Origin of the sequence: Polaromonas sp. (genome assembly GCF_012927415.1) — a bacterium.
GTDB lineage: Bacteria > Pseudomonadota > Gammaproteobacteria > Burkholderiales > Burkholderiaceae_C > Polaromonas.
Map to the genome: position 1 here is coordinate 37492 of NZ_JABBPF010000015.1, position 22782 is coordinate 60273.

Here is a 22782-nt window from a genome sequence, read left to right on the forward strand (position 1 = left end):
CGTGTACGTGATAAGGTCAGCATCCATGCACCAGCATGGGCGTGGCTACTCCGGGATATCTCGGTACAGCGGAGTGGGGGGGGCGCTGGTGAGCGATTGGCACGTCCTGCTCGATCCTTCCGCATCAGGCGTTGCCACAAGCGCTGGAGTTCGTCAACGGGCAGGTGGGTCCAGAGCGTGGGTGTGGTCACCCGGGTAATGCCGAACCGTTTGTAGAACTCTGCGCGTTCTTCTTCATTCATGATCGACTCCTAGTTGTGCAGCACCAGGCCTGCTGGCCTTGGCATCCAATATAGCGGCGGGGGTGGAACACTGGAACACATGGAATGGTAGTTTTCCTACCTTTACCTTTTGCCCCAGGCTGTCCCTTGTGGTTTTTTTTAACTACTTCAATTAGTTTTAATAAAAGAAGTGTTCCATGTGTTCTACCCCGCCAGAACCCGCATGGATAGGGGCTTTGGATGGAACCGACAGAAGTGGTCCGCTTGCGTTCCATGTGTTCCACCTATCCGTCAGAAAAGTGAAGGCGGCAAGAAGCCGCGCTTTTTCACACCGTGGACCCGCTTGTTCACATAGGTATAACCTTGTCGTATAAGCGACTTTTTGACCCTTGCCAGTTGTTGTTTCGCTATTTGCGAATTGGGCAAGCACAATGCCTCCCTCAGCACCTCTCCCGCAGTCAAAAACTCGCGCTCAAACGGCGTGCGGTTTCCTGCAAAGTCGGGTTCGCGAAGCCATTTATGGATGACGTTATCCCACTCATCATGCTCGGCAAAGGTCGCGTGCTCGTCTTCTGCCAGGCGTTCTGCTTGTTGGTGAAGCACGCCATGTGCTTTAAATTGTTCCCGCGCTTCTGCCCATAATTGATCTCTGTCGCGCGCGATAGCGTCGGGGTCACACATCCCACATTGAAACGGTAGCCATCTACGGTTGCCGGTTTCATCGGCCAGAAAATCATCTTTATTGGTTGTGCCAAAGAACATGTTCCTGCGCCTGTATCGCACGGTCCATTCCTTATATTTGGGTGTCCATTCCTCATGTGATCGGGTGATGAAGGATTTGATGTATTCGGCATCTCGCGAACTGAGCCCCTTTAATTCGTCGAGCTCGATAATCAATTTCCCGCGCATGATGCGGGCCAGATCGTCGTCTCGGCTGCTAAGGTCAATCGCGGTGTAAAAATCAGGTGCTGGCACCAGCGCAGCCACCGCCGACGACTTCCGCATACCCTGCGCTCCAACGGCAATAGGCACCATGTCGCACTTGATCCCGGGCTGCAGCACACGCCCCGCCGCCGCGGTCCAGAAGTACAGGCCCACAGCGCACGCGTACGGGGTGTCGGCTACGCAGAAATAGGTCTGTAGGAACCGTTCAATCCTCGGTTTTCCGTCCCACTGCGCCCTGTCAAGCCAATGCTGAGCAGAGTCAAACGAATTCGCTTCGGCGACATACGCGACAACATCGCGGATTAATTCCTTGCTGATGCTCTGAAATCTGCCACGCTCCAGGCGAAGGCACAACTCTGTGTAGTCTGTGTCCTTGAGTGATCTCCAACCCTCGGTGCCGTTTTCAGCGAGCATCGTTTCATCTCTGAACTCGTCATGCCGTAATTGATAACCGCATATATCTGGACGGCTGAGTGCTTGAAGGATGTTGTCTTTTGACGCCTTGATATCGCCCGTAGTCGTATTGCGTTGGAATGCAGGCCAGGCTTCTGTCTCGTTAGGTGCAGGCAGGTTGTCGGGCAAACCGTCTGCTGTCGGTGCGTTCCATTCAGGATTCAATTTGTACGCCATGTCGTACAGCGTGCCGCGCGTTATGCGTTTTCCTTCCTTGTTGTCTCGGCATCTATCCCACGTCGCCCGAGTGGGGCGCCTACCGGCGTTTACGGGGTTCTGGCCTTCCCATTCTTTGAAAAGGTCGAAAGCTTCTTCATCGCCTCCACTGGCCTCATGTGTGGCAAACAGCAAATTGCGCCATGTATCGTAATTTGTTGCGGCGCTTGTGGTGCTTAGTTCGGTTGCCAGTGGCGCCACGGCCGCCAACGCTCGTGCGATTTTTTCGATAGGGTCAGGTGGTGCGAGTTCGGCCATCTCAAGTTCATGGACTGGTTGTGCCAATTGCGGGACGCCATCCGACACCTGCCAGGCCATGCGCGGTGCTGACTCAGGAATCGCGGCTGCCAGGCATAGGTCGAATTCGTCTACCAGCGGCTCGCTTTTGTTCCAAAATGGCAAGATTGCCATGTTCCCATTGCTCCCAGGGCCAGAAGCATTTAAGCGTTCTTGCTTGGGGAAAATCTCAACTTGGCCAGCAGCTATGCCGCCTGTGCCTTCGCTGAACCCTTCAATAGCAAGTACCGTGACCAATGTGCGCCGAACGCTGTACGCGTCCTGCAGCGTGTCCCATATCATCCAAAGATGAATACCTGCGCCACCGGACGATCGGAATGCGGTAGGGCGCAAACACGTATTCTTCAGGCCAGCGCAGAGCCGTTCGGCGGTTAGCAGCATGTCATCGAATGTGGTTTCGCCGTTGTGGCTGTCCAGGTCCAGAAGTGCAATCTTCGTGGTGGACTGGCCGGGCGACATTAGCCCAATACCGCAACCCCTGCGACCGTCGAGATGCGCGTCGATATGCTTTTCCGTAAGCGGGTAATCGGCCCATTTCGGGATAGCGCCATGATCTTTACACGCACATCGATCCTGTCGGGCGCGCTCGGTAAGGGCCCGCAGTAATTCACGTTTATGCTTTTTCGAGAAAGTCTCCCGACTATTCAATAAATTCCCTTTATCGTCTGTCGAGTTCGTGTTTTCGTCGGCAGACGCTGCTTCAGTGAGTGGAGTCACGGTAGTTTCCTGTGTTTTGTTCTTACAGCCCTTAGGTCGCAGCGCCTGAAGGCTTTTCTTTTGGGTATGCGAACGGCGCTAGGCAGCGTCGTCGTTTCGTCGCGCTGCACGCGCAGTTAGGCCACGCCCAGCACACGCTTGATATCAGCGACGGGCCAGGCAAGTCGGCCAGAAATACGGATGGGATTCACAGCGCCATCCTGATAGACAGCCCAGCAGCGTAAAGTTTGCGGACGGCGGTTCAGGTAATAAGCAGCGGCGGCAGTGTCCACTGTTGGACGGGTAACAGATTCCAGAGTTGGAAACTGCGTAATTGCGTTTGTCATTCAGAGGCTCCCATTCGTGTTGATGAAAGCGAGTTTCCTTTTTGCCCGTGCTGATTGATACCCCAAATGTCCGGTGTGTCTATAGAAAGACTGAAGCGCACAACCCATGCACTACTTTTTAGATAGGCGGTCTATCCGCTTACGCGCTGTATTGTCATCAACTGCATCATGCAGTGACCCGTCGATACGTGCCGTATGGATTGCACCGGCTTTTGTGTAACCCTCAAAACCTTGAAGTACTGTGGCAACTTCTGCAAATGCACGGTGATGCTCGTACTTTCCACTTAGACCCGCTGCCCTTAAAACCGCATCAGCCCGGCGTGCAGTGGGGGCAGTTTTGCCTCCCGCTGCCAGTAGGCACCGTGCAAGTTCTCGCATGAACAGCATGTCATCGGTGTCCGTCCCGCCGTCCGCCACACGCTGCAGTACTGTCTCTACTACATTGCGGTTCGGTGTGTGGTCGGCTTGACGGTCTTGGTGCCAAAGCGCGTCCAAGGCTTTTACAACTTCTTCATCATCGATCATGCTGCCACCACGCGAATCGCACCGGCTAGTGCGTTGGCATCGAACACAATCCCAGCCTGTTCCAGAATCCAGGCTTCAATCTTTTCGTGGTGAACCCGAAGCAGTTCCAGCGGACGCACGGTGTAATGCTTCTCGGCAGTGGCGCTGGGTTTGTGCCCTTGAATTTGTGCCACCACGCCAACGGGAACTTCAAGCCACTCGGTCAGGCTCTTGAAGGAACGGCGAAGGCCGTGCAAAGTCAGCCCTTCAAGGCCAGCAGCCTTGCACGCGCGGGTGTGTGGGTTGTTTGGCTCAGTGAGGCAGCCGGTTGCGCTCGTGTGGCTTGGAAACACCCATTCATTGCGGCGGGGCAGGGCAGACAGTAGGAGCAGCATGTATGGCGTTGCAGGTATCTCGCGGGTTCCGTCTACCTTGTCCCGGATGCTGATTCCCTTCCATTGGGTGTTCACATCCTTCCAGCGCAGCGCCAAAACTTCCCCGGGCCTCGCGCCAGTGAGCAACATCATTTGCAGGCAGGCGGCAATTACCGGGTTCTGTATCTGTTGCACGACGGCAAACCATGCGGTCAATTGCCCACGCTGGAGAACGTCTGATTTAGTCCCGGCCTTGCCCAGCGCTTCGCGGGCTTTCTTGGTTTTGGCTGGGTTTTTTGCAGGCAGCAGTCCAGCGTACGCAGGCTGTTCACCGCACCACGTCAAGAATACGGTCAGCAGTCGCCATGCAAGCCGGGCAGATGATGGACGGGCTTTGCCTTCAATAGCAGCCCAGCGTTCGATTGTGGCTTGATCAAGGTCTTTTAGTCGTAGCGGCATCAGGCCAGCCAGCGGCCCCGGCTTTGTCAGATGCTTGCCGCCTCCACGACGGCCAGATGGCAGTCCCCCAGCTTTGGCCTTGTCCATATGGTCGCGGAAGTGCAGGTCACCCCAAAACTGTCGGCGCTCTTCAATGTATGTGGCCCAAACCTCGCCTACGGTCAGGGCTGATACCTTGTCGGCTTCCACTTTGGCGGCGGCTGCGGCCTGCTTAGTTGTCGTCGCTACTACAGCATCGCGCTTTAGGTCGCGGGGGTCTTTACCCTCATCTATCAGGCGTTGAAGCTCTCGGGTCTTTTCTTGAGCTTGAGGAATGCTCCAAGCAGAGGTGGAACCTATGGTGATACGGATGCTTTTTTGCTTGAACTCTCCTTGAAACACATAGGCAGGTTTCCCGGCCGGCGTTGCTCTAAGCCCCAGCCCCGGCGCTGTCACGTCCCACAGAAAAATCTGAGGCTTATCAGTCAGACATTTGAACGCGGCAACCCGGCCAGCGGTGAATGCAATCTTTGCCATGTCTAACCCTTTGCGCCCTTACATCGCCAGGATGTAAGGGCGGATGTAAGACAATTTGCTGAATATTGACCTATTTCAATCAACATTCAAACCGGGAAATGTTCGCTATAGTTGGTCTAACACGTTGATTTAAAACAATTATACCTACATCAATCAACAGTGAAAAATATTAAAAAGTTAGGATTGTGATTCCTGTTGTCGTGGGTTCGAGCCCCATCAGCCACCCCAAGTTTAGTGAAAAAAGCCTGCTATCAGTTCAATAGCGGGCTTTTCCATTTGATGACCTTGTAGGCGATCTCTAGGTAACTTGATTAAATACAGCGCCAGCACTAAATAAAAGAAAAATAAAAGAAAAACCCAACGTGAAGAGCCTGATTATTTGCGGCAAGTTTTACGCTCCGAATAAGGTCCGTAGTTCAATTCAGGCAGGAACCGTCAAAGTAGTTACAAGGCTCACGGTTGTTTTTCCAAGAAATGCAATGAATGCCGCAAGTTCTTTCTACACCGTTGATCGCCTGCGCTGAACGAACGAACGATTGAGCACTCCATCAACAATAGATTGGATATGTGCTCGATAACTTGCTGGAAGACCCGGATCCGGTATTTCGCTTAAGGCAGGTGTGCAGCCCGGCTGTCCAGTGGCGCCACAAAAGAGTTGTTAAGCTGCCAGGCGCCCGCGCCAAAGTCACTTTCAAAATGCTGACTTTCCGGACTGTTGACCGACTCTGGCGCATTGTCCTGAGCAAGCGCGCCCAGCTCGTTGGCGCGGTTGTTGCGCTGCAGGTTGATGGCTGTGTGCAGTTTTTCACGCGCCGCAGCTATGGTGGCGCCATCACTTTCCGAGTCTCCGGCTACCTGCGGCATTTCCCCCAAAAACTCGATGCGAATTTCTTCCATCGTAGGCAGGTTGTGGGAATTGACTACGCAGTAAGCAATGCCGCACTGCGACAGTAGCGTGAGTTTGAGTTGCCGGTTGCTTCTTGATATGCCGTGTGCCCGGGGAACATCCACGCAACCCACCACACGACCATCCGCCGCGCAGATATTGAAGGTGCAATATACACCGCTGAGCAGTTGATACCAGTGGGCACCACTTTCCCTTGAGCGGGGAAGTGTGAAGCGCGTCACGGGAATTTTGATCATGATGTGGTGATCATAAAAAACCTTGCTTAGCCACACCCATACCTTGCACTCCTCGGTATTGGCTATCACGCGGGAATGAAGCGGCCAGCGCTTGGGAATGCGCTTGCGCCTGCGGGCCAGCACTTTCGCCCGCCACGCAAAAGCGAGAAAGCCGCCGATCAACCCAACGGTTGCAGCCAAAACGGTGAACACCCACGCTGAAGATGAGTTCATGAAGCACTCCCATATTCATACTGTTACTTAATGTAAACCAGGGCCAGCATATTGCGGTGGGCTTAATCGACAAAGTTTCGATTCTTGCAGACTTGTTTTAAACCGGCGAGCCAGACAGGTGACAGCTCCGCTGTACGCCACGACGCCAGCAAGTGGACGGAAAAAGATAGTGGCGGTGGGGGCCTTGCAATGCGTTTGTCATCACCCAAGCCCGAACATGATGATTGGGTTGTAAGGGGGATGTAAAAATAAGTGACAAGTGTTGCTTGTTCGGCACTGTTAAACAAGTCCACACGCCGGTCTGCAGGCAAGTGGTGGGGCGTGGACGGCCCGGCGACAATAAGACGATGGCGAACACACATATGAAATTGCAGGAAATTCTTTTCTCTCAAGGTTTTGGCACGCGGCGCATCTGTTCGGGTCTGGTTCAGCAAGGGTTTGTGGCCGTGGCAGGTGTTGTGTGCACCGAGCCCGCCGCAGAATTCGTGGCTGATAACCTGCATTTCACTGTGCAGGATGTAGCGTGGCAATACCATGAGAAAGCGTATTTGATGCTTTACAAGCCGGCTGGCTACGAATGCTCGCAAAAGCCCAGCACTTACCCCAGCATCTACACCCTGTTGCCTGCACCGATTCGTCAGCGCGGTGGCGGCGCGGCGGCCGGCGTACAGGCGGTGGGGCGACTCGATCAGGATACGACGGGCCTGTTGCTGCTGTCGGACGACGGCAAGTTCATTCACCGCATGAGCTCACCCAAGCATCATGTGCCTAAAGTCTATGACGTGACAGCCAAGCATGCGGTGGACGACAAACAGCTTCAAAAGCTGCTTGCGGGCGTGGTGCTGGACGATGACCCGAAGCCGGTCCGGGCTGCTGCCTGCGCGCAGACCGGAGAGTTGCAGCTCAGCTTGACACTGACTGAAGGCAAGTACCATCAGGTCAAGCGCATGATTGCCGCTGTGGGAAACCGGGTGGATGCACTGCACCGTTCGCGCATCGGCGGGCTGGCCCTACCGGCTGACCTCAGGCCGGGTGAATGGCGCTGGTTGACGGTGCAGGATATGGTCGCTATTTCCACCGCACGTCCGCTTACGGCGTGACCTAGTCGGCGTCACTTATGCGAAGAGACACAGAATATGCGCCAGGAGCGCTGTGCCGGGCTGTCAGTTTCCTAAAATAATGGAAAATGGTCTGCTGTCCAGGTATATTCGTCACCTACTGCTATAAAAAAAATAGCAAAAGTTTTTTCTTCAAGGCAGATGTGTACTGTTGTCGCAGATAAATTATTTACCAAGCGCGCAGAAGCAGGGCGCGTTTGTTAGTTTGCCCGTCGGTTGGGCGTCGCGGCACGCATACACTAGTCGACCGACCCTTGAAAGATTCTTTTTTGTGAATGTTTTCCCCCGTTTTTTGGCCGCCGGCCTGTGCGCTGTTACCGGCCTGATAAGCTTGCCTTTGCTGGCGCAACTGGCGACGCCATTGCCTGTTTCCGGCGTTCAAGTTACCGCGACTATGACTCCGGTGTTTGTGCTCAACTCGTTAGATAATAGTGTCAGCGTCATCAATCCGGTGAACTGGTCTGAAATCAAGCGAATCGACACTGGCAAGCAGCCGCATCACCTCTACTTCACACCCGACGAAAAGTCGGTGATCGTGGCCAATGCACTGTCAGATTCGCTGACCTTCATTGACCCGAAAACCGCCGAAGTGCAGCGCACAGTGCGCGGTGTGCTTGATCCCTATCAGTTGCGGTTTTCTCCCGACATGAAATGGTTTGTAACGGCTGCGAATCGGCTGAACCACATTGACATTTACCGCTGGGACGGCAGCGAGATGACCTTGGCCAAGCGGGTGTCCACAGGCAAAACGCCCAGCCATTTGTGGATTGATAGCAAAAGCAGCACGATTTATTCCACCATGCAGGACAGCGACGAGTTGATTGCGGTCGATCTGGCCCAGCAGGCCGTGAAGTGGCGCATCAAAACCGGTCCCATGCCGGCCGACGTGTTCGGTACGGCGGACGACAAATTCATGCTGGTGGCTCTTACGGGTAGCGACGCGGTCGAGGTTTATGACGTGGCGGGCAAGGAGCCCAAGCGCGTCAAGGTCATCAAGACCGCGGCCGGCGCCCATGCGTTCCGCGCCTTCGGCGACAAACGGCATCTGCTGGTGAGTAACCGTGTCGCCAACACCATCAGCAGAATTGATCTGCAGACGCTGGAGGTGGTGGATAACTACCCGGCGCCCGGCGGGCCTGACTGCATGGACGTGAGCCGCGACGGCAAGCAGATTCTGGTGACCTCGCGCTGGATTCGCAGGCTTACGATTATTGACGTTGCCACCCGAAAGGTGGTGCGCCAGGTCAACGTTGGGAGGAGTCCTCATGGCGTCTGGACGCTGGATCACGCGCCGCGTTAAACCGGCCTCACTTGCTATTTTTGTAATAGCTGCTTGTATAGATTCTTCTAGGGCTACAGGCTATTTCGACAATAAAATCACGCAAACTGCAGCCTGCAAGCCGGTTTACCTGACGCTGGACACCGGCCACATGGAAGTGGCGCCCATGGTGGCCGAAATACTGAACCGGCATCAGGCCAAGGTTACCTTTTTTGCCGCCAATGAGCGTACCAAAACTGGCGACGGCAGTCTGGGCGCGTACTGGGCCAGCTGGTGGAAGGCACGCGCTGCGGAGGGCCACGAGTTTGCCTCCCACACCTACGATCACACCTATTGGCGCGCCGATGTGCCGGGAGCGCCCGGGAAGGCAACGCAATTCCGGATGCGTCCCTCGGCAGGGCCTTTTGAGGGCAGAGACCTGACCTGGACCGCGCGGCAATACTGCGAAGAAATCGGCCATGCCAGCACACGGCTGCAGGAAATTACGGGTAAAAAACCACTGCCGCTTTTCCGCGCGCCAGGCGGCAAAACTTCGCCGCAATTGTTGGCCGCGGCCAAGGCCTGCGGTTATGACCATGTGGGCTGGTCGCCTGCGGGCTTTCTGGGCGATGAATTGCCCAGCGACCAATATCCCAACGACACGCTCCTGAAAAAGGCATTGAAAAGTATCCAGCCCGGTGATATTTTGCTGGCGCACATCGGCATCTGGTCACGCAAGGACCCTTGGGCGCCGGCGGTGCTGGAGCCCCTGATTACCGGTTTGCAGTCGCGTGGTTTCTGTTTTAAAACCCTGCGCGAACACCCCCAATACAAGACGTGGATTGAAGCGCAGCCTGGCTTGACTACGCTTCAGCCGGCAAGATAGACATGATGGACTGGTTGGCCAATACTTTTTCACGGGTGCAGGCGTGGCTGTTTGAAGGGCTGGTAGAGCCCGTCATGTTTGTTCTGGGCATCGGCAACTTCCTGGAGGACGCGTATGCGGCCACCGCCTGGTTTCTGGTGGGCATGATTCAGATCATCGTTCTGTTGGCCGTGGTAGGCCCCTTGCAGCGTTGGCGGCCAATCGAGGTAATGGATTCGCCGAATGACCGCGCGAGCATACGCGTGGATATTCTTTACACGCTGATTCACCGGCTGGGGCTGTTCCGTCTTGCCCTGTTCTTCAGCGTGCAACCCTGGTTTGACGAAGCTTTCGGCGCGTTGCGCACCGCTGGCTTTGGCACCTTTCACCTTGACCAGCTGTGGCCCGGGGTGACTGACAGCGCGTTGGTCAGTTTCGTGATTTACCTGGTGATGTTTGACTTCCTTGCCTACTGGGCGCACCGCGGGCAGCACCAGCTGGCGTGGTGGTGGCAGCTGCATTCACTGCACCATTCGCAGCGGCAAATGACGATGTGGAGCGACAACCGCAATCACCTGCTTGACAGCATTCTGATCGATAGCATCATCGTGGTGGTGGCCCAACTCATTGGCGTGCCACCAGGGCAATTCATCGTCATCGTCGCCCTGACCCAGCTCAGCGAGAGCTTCCAGCACGCCAATGTACGGGTCTGGTTTGGCCGGCTGGGCGAGCGGCTCTGGGTCAGCCCGCGCTTTCACCGGCTGCATCACAGCATTGGCATCGGGCATGAAAGCAAAGGTCCGGCAACACTGGGGGGCCACAACTTTGGCGTACTGCTGCCGTGCTGGGATATTCTTTTTGGCACGGCCAATTTCGAACAGCGCTATGACGCCACCGGCATACGCGATCAGATCGAAAACAAGCGCGATTACGGCCGTGGTTTCTGGTCCCAGCAGTGGCTGGGGATGAAGCGACTGTTTGGACGTGCATGAAATTTGGCTCCATGGCTCTTCAATTCGGGTCACTCCCTGGGCCCAGGGACCATTTTTTTCCCGGGAGCGGACCGGCGGGAAAATGCCTTGTCCAGCAGTCGGCCGGACATTGGCGTTATCCTTGTTCCTATGAGTAAGCTTCTCGATTCTTTCTGGAGGGCTGTGATGTACTGCTTGCACCCACGCGTCATTGCGCTGTCGGTGCTGCCGGTCGTCATCATGGGCGTCCTGTTCCTCGGCCTCGGCTATTTCTTTTGGGAAAGCGCGCTTGGGGCGGTGCGCAGTAACCTTGAAAGCTACGAGCTGGTCAACACCATGATCCGCTGGCTGGAGGGCTTGGGGTTGAGCAATCTCCATCTGGTACTGGCGCCCGCGCTGCTGCTGTTTCTGGCGATTCCCGTGATCGTCATCACCACGCTGCTCTTTGTGGCGATGTTCATGACACCCGCTATGGTGGCGTTGGTGGCCGATCGGCGCTTTCCGCAACTGGAGCGCAAAAAAGGCGGTTCCTTTCTAACCAGCGTGGCTTGGTCGCTCGGCTCGACTGTGCTGGCCGCCATTGCATTACTGGTGTCGATTCCTCTGTGGCTGATACCGCCACTGATCTTGCTTCTGCCGCCGCTGATCTGGGGCTGGCTGACCTACCGGGTCATGTCCTACGATGCCATGGTGGAGCACGCCAGCAGCGATGAACGGCGCCAGATTTTCAGGGAGAACAGGCTTCCTTTGCTGAGTATCGGCGTCTTGAGCGGTTATCTCGGGGCCGCGCCCAGTCTGCTGTGGGCATCAGGCGCCATGTTTGTTGCCATGGCGCCTCTTCTGGTGCCCATTGCAATCTGGATTTACACTTTGGTGTTTGCCTTTTCATCGCTCTGGTTTGCCCATTACACTTTGGCGGCACTGGAGCAGCTTCGCAAAAAAAATAGCGCTGACGTCCAGTATTTATCGGCACATGTTGCTACAAAATTAATAGTAAGCCCACCGGTTTCCGAATCCTTGCCCGAGCCGTTGCGCCGCATTGGCTCGCTGGGCGGACGCTCCGGCTCACCGTCCTGAATCAACACCTTCCCGACATGACCACACACTTCGGACTCGTCATCATCGGCGACGAAATTCTCTCTGGCAAACGGGTCGACAAACACCTGCCCAAAACCATAGAACTGCTGGCTGAACGTGGTTTGCAACTAACCTATGCCGAGTACGTGGGTGACGATCCGGGACGCATTACCGCCACGCTGGCACGTGTTTTTGCCGCTGCGCGCGAATCGGGCGATGTCGTGTTCTCCACGGGCGGCATTGGTGCCACGCCGGACGACCACACCCGGCAGTGCGCGGCCCGAGCCCAGGGGCTTGAGCTGGCGCTGCATCCCGAGGCCAAATTGCTTATAGAAGACCGCATGCGCGATACCGCCAAGGAGCAGGGTGTTGCCTTTGAGCCTGACCGCCATGACAACATCCATCGTCTGAACATGGGGGTATTTCCAGTCGGTGCCGCGATTATTCCTAATCCGTACAACAAGATTCCGGGCTTCAGCTGCCAAGCGGGGAAGGGCGCGGTACATTTCTTGCCCGGTTTTCCCGTGATGGCCTGGCCGATGATGGAGTGGGTGCTGGATCAGCGTTATGCTTTCCTGCACCAAAAGTCAGCTTACCTTGAAAAATCGGTGATCGTACCCGGTGCGATGGAAGCCACATTGACGCCGCTCATGCTTGCGATTGAAGCTGCTCATGCGGGCGTGAAAGTCTTCAGCCTGCCCAGTGTGGACCACCCCGAATTCGGCCGCCATATTGAACTTGGAGTTAAAGGCACACCCGAAGCGGTCAACCCCGCCTATGTTGAATTGTTGTCAGGATTGAAGGGGCTCAAGCTGAAGCTTGGCCCTGAATTGGTGCGCTGATCAAACGCACTTTACGGGTGCGCGGCCATGTTGCACGTTTGTGGTGCGTCAATTTTCGGCTATTTCGAAATTTAGCATCAGCAAAAAGTCGGAGAGCGATCGGCCAGCGACACAATCACGGCACAATCAGGGGCTTGGTCAAAAACTGAATAGCGCCTGTCTTTGGCACAGAAAGTGCATTCATCAAGCCTGAATAGAGATTTTTCAACCACCCACCCAGCACAGGAGATTCTGATGGCAAAGACCGTCGCAGACGTCATGACAATGGTCAAGGAAAACGAAGTCAAGTTTGTTGACTTCCGCTTCACGGACACCCGGGGTAAAGAGCAGCACGTGACCGTGCCTGTGTCTCATTTCACTGAAGACAAGTTCGCCTCGGGCCATGCGTTCGATGGATCATCCATTGCCGGCTGGAAGGGCATCGAGGCCTCGGACATGCAGTTGATGCCTGACCCCAACACGGCCAACATCGACCCTTTCTTTGAAGAAACGACGTTGCTCCTGAGCTGCGACGTGGTCGAGCCCAGCGACGGCAAGGCCTATGATCGTGATCCACGCTCCATCGCCAAGCGCGCTGAAGCCTACCTCAAGGCGTCCGGCCTGGGCGACACCGCCTACTTCGGACCAGAACCAGAGTTCTTCATTTTTGACGACGTGCGCTGGAATACCGACATGTCGGGCACCTTCTTCAAGATTGACGAGTACGAAGCGCCCTGGAATTCCGGCACCAAGCTCGAAGGTGGCAACCGCGGCCATCGTCCGACCGTCAAGGGTGGCTATTTCCCCGTTCCACCAGTGGACAGCACGCAGGACATGCGCGCCGAGATGTCGCTGATTCTCGAGTCCCTGGGTATTCCAGTCGAAGTATTCCACCATGAAGTTGCTGGCCCGGGCCAGAACGAGATTGGCACCAAATTCAGCACGCTGGTCGAGCGCGCCGACTGGACCCAGCTCATGAAGTACGTGGTGCATAACGTGGCCAATGCCTACGGCAAGACCGCCACCTTCATGCCCAAGCCAATCGTCGGCGACAACGGCTCCGGCATGCATGTGCACCAGTCGATCTGGAAAGACGGCAAAAACCTATTTGCCGGCGATGGCTATGCCGGTTTGTCGGACTTCGCGCTTTATTACGTCGGTGGCATCATCAAGCACGCGCGAGCGCTGAACGCCATCACCAACCCGGGAACCAACAGCTACAAGCGTCTGGTTCCTGGTTACGAAGCGCCTGTCAAGCTGGCATATTCGGCCAAAAACCGCTCGGCTTCCATTCGTATTCCGTATGTGGCCAACCCCAAGGGTCGCCGCATTGAAGCGCGTTTCCCTGATCCACTGATGAATCCCTACCTCGGCTTTGCGGCCCTGATGATGGCCGGTCTGGATGGCGTGGAAAACAAGATCCATCCAGGCGAAGCCGCCACCAAGGACCTCTACCACCTGCCGCCCGAGGAAAATGCGCTGATTCCAACCGTCTGCCACAGCCTGGACCAGGCGCTGGATTGCCTCAATGAGGACCGTGGCTTCCTGACCAAGGGCGGCGTTTTCACCGACAGCATGCTCGACGCTTACATCGAGCTCAAAATGGGTGAAGTGACGCGTTTGCGCCAGGCGACGCACCCGATCGAGTTCGAGATGTATTACTCCCTGTAAAAGTTGATTTTCGTTTCCCGGCTGATCATTTTTTGAATTGGCCGGCTGTAAGAAAGGACGGCGCCGGCCGTCCTTTTTTTATGGGAAACAAAGTTATGGCCGCGCCGATTTTGTATTTTTGCCGCTTTGCCGCATACTCGAGCACCACCCCGACCCCGATAAGGCACTGAAGGCAGCCTACAGGCTGGCAGTTGACTATGAAACACCGTTTATTCTTATCCCTTACTTCCCTGTTGCTGGCTTGTGCCGGTGGTGCGGCTTCGGCGCAACAGATTTACCGTTGTGCCGGCGTGGCTGGTGGAGCGCCTGAATACATCAACAACGCCAAGGACGCCCAGAGTCGCAATTGCAAGCTGGTTTCTGGCGGCAACGTTACGGTGGTGCAAGGCTCGCCCGTGGCAAAAGTGCCGCCGCGCGTGGCGCCAAATGCTGGTTCAAGCAGCCCTCGCACCGAAAGTGGTCCGGAACAACGTGTGCGCGACAGCGACTCGCGCAGCATCCTTGAATCGGAGCTGAAAAAGGTCGAAGCCAAACTTGCCGATCAGCAAAAAGAGTACAACAACGGAGAGCCTGAAAAACAGGGCATAGAGGGGCGCAATTACCAGCGTTACCTTGACCGTGTGGCTGATCTCAAAGACAGCATCGCGCGCAACCAAAGCGATATAGCAGGTCTTAAACGCGAAATTTCCCGGCTGCCCACCGCAAATTGAGCGCGGCTTCCAACCCGTCTACGCCAGAATACAGGCGTTGAACAAGGCTCACATTCCTACAGCTTCATCAGCTCCTCCGAAAACCGGTTCCCTGCGTTTTCAGGCCTTTGACCTGCTGGCCACGCTGGTGGCAGTGGTTCAGACGGATGGTTGCGTGGTGTTTGCCAATGCAGCGCTGGAAGACGCGCTGGGGACTTCGCGACGCACCATCGAAGGCTCGCAGCTACCCGACTGTTTTACCGAACCCCTGATCCTCAAACACGCCTTGGAGGGGGCTGGCAGCAATGAATTTGCCGCCTTGCGTTATGACGCCTGGCTCAGACGCCTGAACCACGAGCCCTTGCCGGTGCATGTGGTGGTGGCGCAAACCGATACGCCGGGCGAGGCGATTGTGGAGCTGTTGCCACTGGAGCAGCAGGCCAAGCAGGATCGTGAAGAGCGCCTGATGGATCAGGCCCAGGCCAACAAGGAGTTGATTCGCAACCTGGCGCATGAAATCAAGAACCCGTTGGGCGGCATCCGTGGCGCGGCGCAGTTGCTGCAGATGGACATCAGCAAGGATCTGACCGAATATACCCAAGTTATTATCCATGAGGCGGACCGCCTGCAGACCCTGGTTGATCGCCTGCTTGCGCCGCACCGTCGCCCCCATCTTGTGGGCGATGTGAATATCCACGAGGTGTGCGAGCGGGTGCGTTCGCTGATTCTGGCGGAGTTCCCCAAGGGACTTCGGGTCACGCGGGACTACGACACCTCGATTCCCGAATTCCGGGGTGACCGGGAACAGCTGATTCAGGCCGTGCTCAACATTGCCCACAACGCTGCCCAGGTACTGGCCGAGCGCACTGCGGCGGGCGATGCGCAGATTACTTTCAGGACGCGGATCGCACGCCAGGTCACTTTTGGCAAGCAGCGCTATCGCCTGGCACTGGAATTGCATGTGATTGACAATGGACCGGGCGTGCCGGACTCCATCAAAGACCGAATTTTCTATCCCCTGGTGTCAGGGCGTGACGGCGGTTCGGGGTTGGGCCTGACATTGGCGCAAACTTTTGTCCAGCAACACCACGGTTTGATTGAGTGCGACAGCGTCCCTGGCCGCACAGATTTCAAGTTGCTGATTCCTCTGCCCTGAAATCTGTCCTTTTTTTCAGTTAAACGTTAGTACTAAAGGACAAGAACATGAAGCCGATCTGGATTGTTGACGATGACCAGTCCATCAGGTTTGTTCTGGAAAAGGCCTTGCTCCGCGAGAACCTGCCGACGCGCAGTTTCACCAACCCGCGTGAAGTGCTGGCCGCGCTCGAAAGTGCCACCGAAGAAGACGGGCCGCAAATTCTCGTCAGCGACATCCGTATGCCTGGCGGCTCCGGCCTGGACCTGCTCGAAAAAGTCAAGTTGAAGTTGCCCGGCCTGCCGGTGATCATCATGACCGCGTTCTCCGACCTTGACAGCGCCGTGTCGGCCTTTCAAGGCGGCGCCTTCGAATACCTGCCCAAGCCGTTTGACCTGCCCAGGGCGGTCGAGCTCATTCGCCGCGCTGTCGAAGAAAGCCAGCGCGAGGAGGTAGCCGAAGAGCGCATGGCCGCAGCGCCTGAAATGCTGGGCCAGGCACCAGCGATGCAGGACGTTTTTCGCGCCATAGGCCGCCTTAGCCAGAGTATGGTGACGGTGATGATCACCGGCGAATCAGGCTCGGGCAAGGAACTGGTGGCGCGCGCACTGCACAAACATTCACCACGCGCTAACGGGCCGTTCATTGCCATCAATACGGCAGCCATCCCGAAAGATCTTCTGGAAAGCGAGTTGTTCGGCCACGAGCGCGGTGCCTTCACTGGCGCGCAGACACTGCGGCGCGGTCGTTTTGAGCAGGCCGATGGCGGAACTCTTTTTCTCGATGAAATCGGTGACATGCCGTTTGACCTTCAGACCCGGCTGCTCAGGGTACTCAGCGACGGCCACTTTTATCGCGTGGGCGGTCACAACTCGGTCAAGGCCAACGTGCGCGTGATAGCAGCCACCCACCAGGACCTGGAGCAGCGCGTCAAGGAAGGCAGCTTTCGGGAAGACCTGTTTCACCGCCTCAACGTGATTCGCCTGCGCCTGCCGGCCCTGCGCGAGCGGCGCGAGGATGTTTTTATGCTGACGCGGCATTTTTTGCAGCAAAGTGCCAGCCAGTTGGGCGTGGAGCCCAAACGTATTTCAGACGCCGCCTTGCAGCGGCTGAGTCATTTCGCGTTTCCCGGCAATGTGCGTCAGCTTGAAAATATCTGTCACTGGCTGACTGTAATGGCACCCGCCCAGGTGATTGAGCCCAAAGACCTGCCGCCTGAAGTGTTGAGCGCTGCGCCTCTGGACAGTCAGACCCCAGCGCGGTTCGAAGCAACGGAGATTGCCAAGCCCGAAGCCGCAAGGACAGCAGAACAGCTGCCGTCTGCGCACATGCCCGAGGCGCCTGCCGGCCTGGACCGCGGTGTTGGCGGGCAAACCCTGGCCGTGTGGGAGATTGGGCTGGAAGCCGAGGCTCTAGCTTTGCTAGCCTCTGGGCGCAGCGATGTATGGGATGTGCTGACGCGGCGCTTTGAATCCCGGCTGATCCAGACCGCACTGGCCAATACGCACGGCCGCCGCATTGAGGCGGCACACAAGCTTGGGATTGGGCGCAACACCATCACGCGCAAGATCCAGGAGTTAAATCTTGAATGACGCAGGGTTGCAGCACACCTGCGACCGGCCCACTATGCTGCTATTTGTATAGCAAGAAAGTTCTGTTGGTCAACGGTCTGACCCGATCGTCGGGCCTGTAAACGGGTTCCACCATCACTGCAGTGCGTCATTAAGCCAGCCCGTTTTTGCGCGGAAGTTCGTCGATAACGCAGCTTTGAAGCCGCTTGGCATGAGTGCTTAGCTGACCCGGCGACGGTCAATCGGCGCCTGAAAGTACAGCCACTCGTCGGCGCGTCAGCAATGGGCTAGTGCACGCGAGCCATCGAAAAACCACATTGTTTACAGTTGCCGCGACATTGAGGTACGGACGCTGGCCGGCCGAAGTCTGCCGCATGCCGTGCTGTTGTTCCTTGACCATCTCGAGCAACGCCTGTCCGGCCAGTGCTAGGCGGTGGGGGTCTGGTGCTTTGACGCCACATTGTTGCCCGTTCGACTTTGACAAATCATCAACAGGCAGTTGCATATGTCCGCCCGTTCTGGTTTGCTGTTTTGGCAAGGAAACGTTGCAAAATCTCTGGTTGTGATAAGGCTAAAGTCTTCATATGATGCCTCCAAACCTGACCTTTTTGGCAACTTCGGGGATATCGCTGGCCCCATCCATCAAGGAAATTCACATGCGTTTTTTGTTCAATTGCCTCCGCATGCTGGGTTCTGCCTTGCTGGTCGGCGCATCTGCGGTCAGCCAGGCGCAGGCCTGGCCCGAGAGACCGGTACGGCTTGTGGTGCCTTTTTCCCTTGCCTTACGACTCCATCAAGGATTTCACGCCGATTGCGCATCTGGCCGACGCCGCGAGTGTGCTGCTGGTGACACCGTCGCTGCCGGTGAAAATGGTGGCTGAGTTGATAGACTATGCCAAAAAACACCCCGGTCAACTTAACTACGCCGGCAGCGGCAACGGAACCATCGTGCATCTGACGATCGAAGCCTTCAAGGCCCAGCTGGCGTTTTCATCACCGATGTGCCCTACAAAGGTACGGCACTGGCGATTCCGGACGTGATTGCCGGCTCGGTGCAAGTGCTGATCGATGCCATTGCGTCGGGTATGCCGCATGTCAAGAGCGGTCGCCTGCGCGCACTGGCCGTCACCGGAGCCAAGCGTTCCGCCCTGGCGCCCGAACTGCCGACCGTTGCCGAGACGGTCTTCCAGGTTTCTCTTCAGTGACCTGGTTCGGACTTTATGCACCGCGCGTCATGAAGCCTGAATGGGTGGGGCGTTTGCACGACGCGTTCGAAAAAGCTGCCCACGGCCCGATATGTTGGAAAGTCTGGGCAAACTCGGCGTGGAACCCGCCCTGCTGGGCTCACCCGCACAGTTTGCCGCGATAGTGTCTGCCGACAGCCAACGCTGGGCGCGCATCATTCGCGACCGTAAGATAACCCTGAAATGAAAAACTTACCGATGCCTGATTCATCCACCATGAACTTCACCAATCCTTACCCTTCCGCCCGTTCTGCCGTGCTGGGGCGCAACGTTGTGAGCACCTCGCAACCACTCGCTGCACAGGCCGGCCTGCGCATGCTGCTGGCCGGTGGAAATGCGGTGGATGCCGCCATCGCCACGGCGATGGCCTTGACCGTCGTCGAGCCGACCGGTTGCGGGCTCGGCAGCGATGGTTTTGCCATGGTTTGGGATGGCAAGGAACTGCACGGGCTGAACGCCTCAGGCCGTTCGCCTGCAGCTTGGTCCGCCGACCGCTTTGTCGGCCACGGCGCCATGCCCGACAAAGGCTGGGACGCCGTCACCGTACCCGGCGCGGTTTCCGCCTGGAGCACACTTTCGCGCCGTTTCGGCCGCCTGCCGTTTGCCGATCTGGCCAGGCCCGCCATTGACTATGCGCGCAACGGCTTTCCTGTATCGCCCGTCATCGCGCATTTGTGGGCGATGGGCGGTGCGCGGCTGGGCGACCAGCCCGGCTTTGCCGAATGCTTTTTACCCGGCGGCCGCGCGCCTCATGCCGGCGAGGTGTTTCGCAGCGAGGCCCATGCGAGCACGCTCGAAGCCATTGCCGACAGCCATGGCGAGGCGTTTTACCGCGGTGCGCTTGCCCAAAGCATCGCGGCACATGCCCGGGCGCATGGCGCGGTGCTGACCGAGGACGATCTGGCGAACCACCGCGCCGACTGGTGCGGCACGCTGGCGCAGCCTTTTGCCGGTTCAGTGGTCCACGAACTGCCACCGAACGGGCAGGGCATTGCCGCCCTCATGGCGCTGGGCATGATGCAAACCCTGGGTGTTGGCAAGCAGCCGCTCGACCACATCGATACAGTGCATCTGTCGATCGAGGCGATGAAGTTCGCGCTGGCCGACCTGCACCGGTACAACGCTGACAGAGACGCGATGCAGGTCTCGCCCAACGCGCTGCTGGACCCGGCCTACTTGGCCGAGCGCGCCAGACTGATTGACCGCAACCGTGCCAGCGACCCCGGCCACGGTAGGCCCAAGCCGGGCGGCACCGTCTACGTTGCAGCGGCGGATGCCTCCGGGATGATGGTTTCCTTCATTCAGTCCAACTACATGGGCTTTGGTTCGGGCATTGTCGTGCCCGGGACGGGCATCAGTCTGCAGAACCGGGGGCATGGTTTTTCCCTGGAGCGGGGGCATGCCAACCAAGTTGGGCCCGCCAAGCGTCCGTCGCACACCATCATCCCGGCGTTCGCCATGCATGCCGATGGAACGCCGCAAATGGCGTTCGGTGTGATGGGTGGACCGATGCAGTCGCAGGGTCATGTGCAAATGGCTTTGCGCGTGCTGCATTACGCGCAGAATCCTCAGGCTGCAGCTGACGCCCCCCGCTGGCGCATGACTGGCGGCCGTCAGGTGGCGGTCGAGCCAGGCTTTGACGCCGGTGTGGCGAGCGAGCTTGCTGCGCGCGGGCATGAGGTCACTGTCGAGTCTGGCAGCGGCGTGTTCGCATTCGGGGGCGCGCAACTGGTGCTCAGGCAGGGCGACGCCTACATTGCAGGCTCAGACCCGCGCAAGGACGGCCAGGCCGTGGCGTTTTAAAGTCAAGGGAATAGCGCCGATTCTGTTTGTCCAATTGCTCGCGTTGGGCTGCCTGCTCCGGCTTTCTCACCGGCTTGCTGCGCCCGCGCGTTCGCCTGCCTCCTGTTCGTGTTGGCGGCCTTCATGACGAGCCGGGACTTGCAGCCTGACTGCACAGCGGGACCCGCGCTGGAGTTTCGGAAAGTGATCCGGTCAAAACCTGGTGAAAATTGGCGTTTTATCAGGCACCACGCGAGAAAGCAGATACTTTTTTTATAGAGAAACGAGTTCCAGAACGACAGGTACATGATCGCTGGGCCGCTCGTTCTTTCGCGGCAGCTTGTCGATGACGCAACTGCGAACCTGTGGTTTGAGCGCTTCGCTGACCAGAATGTGGTCAATTCGCAGGCCGCGGTTGCGCCGGAACGCCATCTCCCGGTAATCCCACCACGAGTAGCTTTTCTCGGGCTGCTCAAACATCCGGAAGGCATCGCTCAAACCCAGGTCAATCAGCGCCTGAAAGTGCTGGCGCTCTTCGGTGGTGTGGTGGATGGTTTCGCGCAAGCCTTGCGGGTCATAGGTGTCGCGGTCATCCACGGTGATGTTGAAGTCGCCGAGCAGTATCAGTTTCGGGTGCGCCGCGAGTTCTTCGCGCAGCCAGTCGCGCAGGCCGTCCAGCCATTTCATCTTGTACGCAAACTTCTCTGTTGCCGGCGCCTGGCCGTTGACAAAATAGCCGTTGATGACGCGCAACTCGCCAGCGGGTGTGTCCAGCGTGGCGGCAATCACGCGTGACTGCTCGTCACTAAAGCCCTGAATGTTTTTCACGATGCCGCGCGCTGGCGTCTTGCTCAAAATCGCGACGCCGTTGTAGGTTTTCTGGCCGAACACCGCGCTCTGGTAGCCAGCTTCCTTTAGCTCCTTCAGCGGAAACTTGTCATCGCTGAGTTTGAGTTCCTGCAGGCACAGCGCATCGACCGGGTGCGTCGCGAGCCAGTCAAGCACCTGCGGCAGCCGCACCGCCAGTGAATTTACGTTCCAGGTGGCAATTTTCATTGTTTTAGCGCTTAGGTCCAATCAGAATCGGCATGAGTAGCTATTAAATATGTAGCGCCGCAAGAGCGCCCAGCACCAGCCCGACCCCGGCTAGCGCAAACATGCCGTACTCCAGCCACTTCTTGCGCGTTAGCAGGGCAATCGCTGCCAGGGCAATCGAGACCTGCAGCACGGTCGTGGCTTGTGCCCAGCGGTGGTGCTGGTGCATTTGCTCGTCGGACGATTTGTCCCAGACGGTGGCCTCGCTTTCCAGTTTCTCGGCGGCCACCGTGATTTCGTTTTTCTCTTTTTCGTAACGGTCAATCTTGCCCTGGTAGGCGACCTTTTTGTCTTCGGGCGCCAGGTCCCGGGCAAATTCGGACAGCGACTGCTTGGTACTTTTGGCTTGAAAAAAGTTCCATTGGTTGGACGCTTCGGTCTTCTTGATGGCGGCGTTGTTTTTGTAAAGGCCAGCATTGGCTTGCGTGGCGCCACCCTGGTAGGAAAACAAAGCCCCCACCGTGGCGATGATGGCGGTGACGACCGCAATCTGCGCGATCATGCCGCCCTTGTCGGGTCCGTCATGTGCGCCCTGCGCGGCGTGCTCCAGTTCATGATCGTGCGGCCCGTGTACGTGAAATTCTTGTCCAGACATATTAATTTTCCGATTGTTTTTGGTAAGTGACGAAACTGAATTTCAGGCCTGTGGTGGATATGTGATCTTCGCGCGCCACTGCTCCCCATTGGCGGCCAAGCGGCGGCGCAAACGCGTCGCCTTCGAAGTTACGGTCAATTTCCGTGACTTCTACACGGTCTGCAAGAGGCTCGGCCTGGGCGTAGATTTGCGCACCGCCCACGACCCAGACTTCTTCAGCCCGCGCGCACAGTTCAAGTGCTCTGGCCAGGCTTGAGGCCGCTGCAGCGCCCGCTGCGTGCCAGTCGGGCTGCCGGGTGATGACGACATTGTCGCGACCGGGAAGGGGACGGAATTTGGGCGGGAGTGAATCCCAGGTCTTGCGTCCCATGATGACGGGATGGCCCAGGGTCAGGCGTTTGAAATGCGCCAGGTCTTCCGGCAGGTGCCAGGGCATGGCGTTGTTGTTGCCAATCACGCCGTTGGCGGCGCGGGCGTAAATCAGATTGATGCGGGGCATGATGGCG

General features: G+C 57.3%; 20 protein-coding genes and 1 pseudogene. 14 read left to right on the forward strand and 7 right to left on the reverse strand.

Going from position 1 to position 22782, the window contains the following annotated elements; all coding sequences use genetic code 11:
* Positions 1–512: 512 nt before the first annotated feature.
* The 3 genes from HHJ19_RS01325 to HHJ19_RS01340 form a co-directional block, all read right to left on the reverse strand.
* On the reverse strand, positions 513–2849 hold the full coding sequence (locus tag HHJ19_RS01325) for a VapE domain-containing protein (RefSeq protein WP_296903404.1): 2337 nt from the start codon (positions 2847–2849) through the stop codon (positions 513–515).
* Positions 2850–3286: 437 nt separating this feature from the next.
* A complete protein-coding gene (locus HHJ19_RS01335; RefSeq protein ID WP_296903407.1) occupies positions 3287–3700 on the reverse strand; it encodes a hypothetical protein in 414 nt (137 codons plus the stop codon).
* The gene (locus HHJ19_RS01340; protein WP_296903409.1) at positions 3697–5028 is read right to left on the reverse strand and encodes an integrase family protein; all 1332 of its coding nucleotides are present in this window, start codon (positions 5026–5028) and stop codon (positions 3697–3699) included. Before HHJ19_RS01340 ends, HHJ19_RS01335 begins: the two co-directional genes overlap by 4 nt.
* Before the next feature lie 362 nt (positions 5029–5390).
* Here HHJ19_RS01340 and HHJ19_RS01345 point away from each other — a divergent pair, with 362 nt between their 5' ends.
* On the forward strand, positions 5391–5552 hold the full coding sequence (locus HHJ19_RS01345) for a hypothetical protein (protein ID WP_296903411.1): 162 nt from the start codon (positions 5391–5393) through the stop codon (positions 5550–5552).
* Positions 5553–5637: 85 nt separating this feature from the next.
* On the opposite strand, the gene HHJ19_RS01350 is transcribed toward HHJ19_RS01345, so the two are convergent.
* Positions 5638–6384 (reverse strand): hypothetical protein, encoded by a 747-nt coding sequence (locus HHJ19_RS01350; protein ID WP_296903412.1) that lies wholly within the window; start codon positions 6382–6384, stop codon positions 5638–5640.
* A 362-nt stretch (positions 6385–6746) separates the two neighbouring features.
* Between HHJ19_RS01350 and HHJ19_RS01355 the strand changes: the two genes are divergently transcribed.
* The 13 genes and pseudogenes from HHJ19_RS01355 (at position 6747) to HHJ19_RS01410 (ending at position 20607) form a co-directional block, all read left to right on the forward strand.
* On the forward strand, positions 6747–7484 hold the full coding sequence (locus HHJ19_RS01355) for a 16S rRNA pseudouridine(516) synthase (protein ID WP_296903498.1): 738 nt from the start codon (positions 6747–6749) through the stop codon (positions 7482–7484).
* Between the two features lie 289 nt (positions 7485–7773).
* On the forward strand, positions 7774–8802 hold the full coding sequence (locus HHJ19_RS01360) for a selenium-binding protein SBP56-related protein (RefSeq protein ID WP_296903414.1): 1029 nt from the start codon (positions 7774–7776) through the stop codon (positions 8800–8802).
* Positions 8768–9646, forward strand: a complete 879-nt coding sequence (locus tag HHJ19_RS01365) for a polysaccharide deacetylase family protein (protein WP_296903415.1) — start codon at positions 8768–8770, stop codon at positions 9644–9646. The genes HHJ19_RS01360 and HHJ19_RS01365 overlap by 35 nt, the downstream gene beginning before the upstream one ends.
* A gap of 5 nt (positions 9647–9651) precedes the next feature.
* A complete protein-coding gene (locus HHJ19_RS01370) occupies positions 9652–10617 on the forward strand; it encodes a sterol desaturase family protein (protein ID WP_296903500.1) in 966 nt (321 codons plus the stop codon).
* 129 nt (positions 10618–10746) lie between these two features.
* Complete coding sequence (locus HHJ19_RS01375) at positions 10747–11673, forward strand: EI24 domain-containing protein (RefSeq protein WP_296903417.1); 927 nt, start codon at positions 10747–10749, stop codon at positions 11671–11673.
* 17 nt (positions 11674–11690) lie between these two features.
* Positions 11691–12515, forward strand: a complete 825-nt coding sequence (locus HHJ19_RS01380; protein ID WP_296903419.1) for a molybdopterin-binding protein — start codon at positions 11691–11693, stop codon at positions 12513–12515.
* Between the two features lie 234 nt (positions 12516–12749).
* Positions 12750–14165, forward strand: coding sequence for a type I glutamate--ammonia ligase (gene glnA, locus HHJ19_RS01385; RefSeq protein WP_296903421.1), 1416 nt, complete (start codon positions 12750–12752; stop codon positions 14163–14165).
* A 197-nt stretch (positions 14166–14362) separates the two neighbouring features.
* Positions 14363–14875: a hypothetical protein gene (locus HHJ19_RS01390; RefSeq protein WP_296903422.1), complete on the forward strand. Its 513-nt coding sequence runs from the start codon at positions 14363–14365 to the stop codon at positions 14873–14875.
* Between the two features lie 37 nt (positions 14876–14912).
* Positions 14913–16010 (forward strand): nitrogen regulation protein NR(II), encoded by a 1098-nt coding sequence (gene glnL, locus HHJ19_RS01395; protein WP_296903423.1) that lies wholly within the window; start codon positions 14913–14915, stop codon positions 16008–16010.
* 47 nt (positions 16011–16057) lie between these two features.
* A complete protein-coding gene (gene ntrC, locus HHJ19_RS01400) occupies positions 16058–17581 on the forward strand; it encodes a nitrogen regulation protein NR(I) (RefSeq protein ID WP_296903424.1) in 1524 nt (507 codons plus the stop codon).
* A gap of 816 nt (positions 17582–18397) precedes the next feature.
* A pseudogene (locus HHJ19_RS17980) lies at positions 18398–18830 on the forward strand (tripartite tricarboxylate transporter substrate-binding protein); the annotation flags it as partial.
* A 26-nt stretch (positions 18831–18856) separates the two neighbouring features.
* Positions 18857–18991 carry a hypothetical protein gene (locus tag HHJ19_RS17985; RefSeq protein ID WP_366929371.1) on the forward strand — a complete coding sequence of 45 codons (135 nt, stop codon included), beginning with the start codon at positions 18857–18859 and terminating at the stop codon, positions 18989–18991.
* Positions 18988–20607: a gamma-glutamyltransferase family protein gene (locus tag HHJ19_RS01410; protein WP_296903426.1), complete on the forward strand. Its 1620-nt coding sequence runs from the start codon at positions 18988–18990 to the stop codon at positions 20605–20607. Before HHJ19_RS17985 ends, HHJ19_RS01410 begins: the two co-directional genes overlap by 4 nt.
* 252 nt (positions 20608–20859) lie before the next feature.
* Here the strand turns inward: HHJ19_RS01410 and xth are convergent, their stop codons facing one another.
* Genes xth through HHJ19_RS01425 form a run of 3 tightly spaced genes read right to left on the reverse strand, consistent with a single transcriptional unit; the run spans position 20860 to position 22775 of the window.
* Complete coding sequence (xth, locus tag HHJ19_RS01415) at positions 20860–21642, reverse strand: exodeoxyribonuclease III (RefSeq protein WP_296903428.1); 783 nt, start codon at positions 21640–21642, stop codon at positions 20860–20862.
* Positions 21643–21685: 43 nt separating this feature from the next.
* On the reverse strand, positions 21686–22276 hold the full coding sequence (locus HHJ19_RS01420; RefSeq protein ID WP_296903430.1) for a DUF4337 domain-containing protein: 591 nt from the start codon (positions 22274–22276) through the stop codon (positions 21686–21688).
* A gap of 1 nt (position 22277) precedes the next feature.
* Positions 22278–22775 carry a dihydrofolate reductase gene (locus HHJ19_RS01425; protein WP_296903432.1) on the reverse strand — a complete coding sequence of 166 codons (498 nt, stop codon included), beginning with the start codon at positions 22773–22775 and terminating at the stop codon, positions 22278–22280.
* Between the last annotated feature and the right edge of the window lie 7 nt (positions 22776–22782).

Coding starts and splice junctions, on each gene's coding strand:
- HHJ19_RS01335 (WP_296903407.1), bottom strand. CDS start 3,700: ATGATCGATGATGAAGAAGTTGTAAAAGCCTTGGACGCGCTTTGGCAC.
- HHJ19_RS01340 (WP_296903409.1), bottom strand. CDS start 5,028: ATGGCAAAGATTGCATTCACCGCTGGCCGGGTTGCCGCGTTCAAATGT.
- HHJ19_RS01350 (WP_296903412.1), bottom strand. CDS start 6,384: ATGAACTCATCTTCAGCGTGGGTGTTCACCGTTTTGGCTGCAACCGTT.
- HHJ19_RS01355 (WP_296903498.1), top strand. CDS start 6,747: ATGAAATTGCAGGAAATTCTTTTCTCTCAAGGTTTTGGCACGCGGCGC.
- HHJ19_RS01365 (WP_296903415.1), top strand. CDS start 8,768: ATGGCGTCTGGACGCTGGATCACGCGCCGCGTTAAACCGGCCTCACTT.
- HHJ19_RS01370 (WP_296903500.1), top strand. CDS start 9,652: ATGGACTGGTTGGCCAATACTTTTTCACGGGTGCAGGCGTGGCTGTTT.
- HHJ19_RS01375 (WP_296903417.1), top strand. CDS start 10,747: ATGAGTAAGCTTCTCGATTCTTTCTGGAGGGCTGTGATGTACTGCTTG.
- HHJ19_RS01380 (WP_296903419.1), top strand. CDS start 11,691: ATGACCACACACTTCGGACTCGTCATCATCGGCGACGAAATTCTCTCT.
- glnA (WP_296903421.1), top strand. CDS start 12,750: ATGGCAAAGACCGTCGCAGACGTCATGACAATGGTCAAGGAAAACGAA.
- HHJ19_RS01390 (WP_296903422.1), top strand. CDS start 14,363: ATGAAACACCGTTTATTCTTATCCCTTACTTCCCTGTTGCTGGCTTGT.
- ntrC (WP_296903424.1), top strand. CDS start 16,058: ATGAAGCCGATCTGGATTGTTGACGATGACCAGTCCATCAGGTTTGTT.
- HHJ19_RS17985 (WP_366929371.1), top strand. CDS start 18,857: ATGTTGGAAAGTCTGGGCAAACTCGGCGTGGAACCCGCCCTGCTGGGC.
- HHJ19_RS01410 (WP_296903426.1), top strand. CDS start 18,988: ATGAAAAACTTACCGATGCCTGATTCATCCACCATGAACTTCACCAAT.
- xth (WP_296903428.1), bottom strand. CDS start 21,642: ATGAAAATTGCCACCTGGAACGTAAATTCACTGGCGGTGCGGCTGCCG.
- HHJ19_RS01420 (WP_296903430.1), bottom strand. CDS start 22,276: ATGTCTGGACAAGAATTTCACGTACACGGGCCGCACGATCATGAACTG.
- HHJ19_RS01425 (WP_296903432.1), bottom strand. CDS start 22,775: ATGCCCCGCATCAATCTGATTTACGCCCGCGCCGCCAACGGCGTGATT.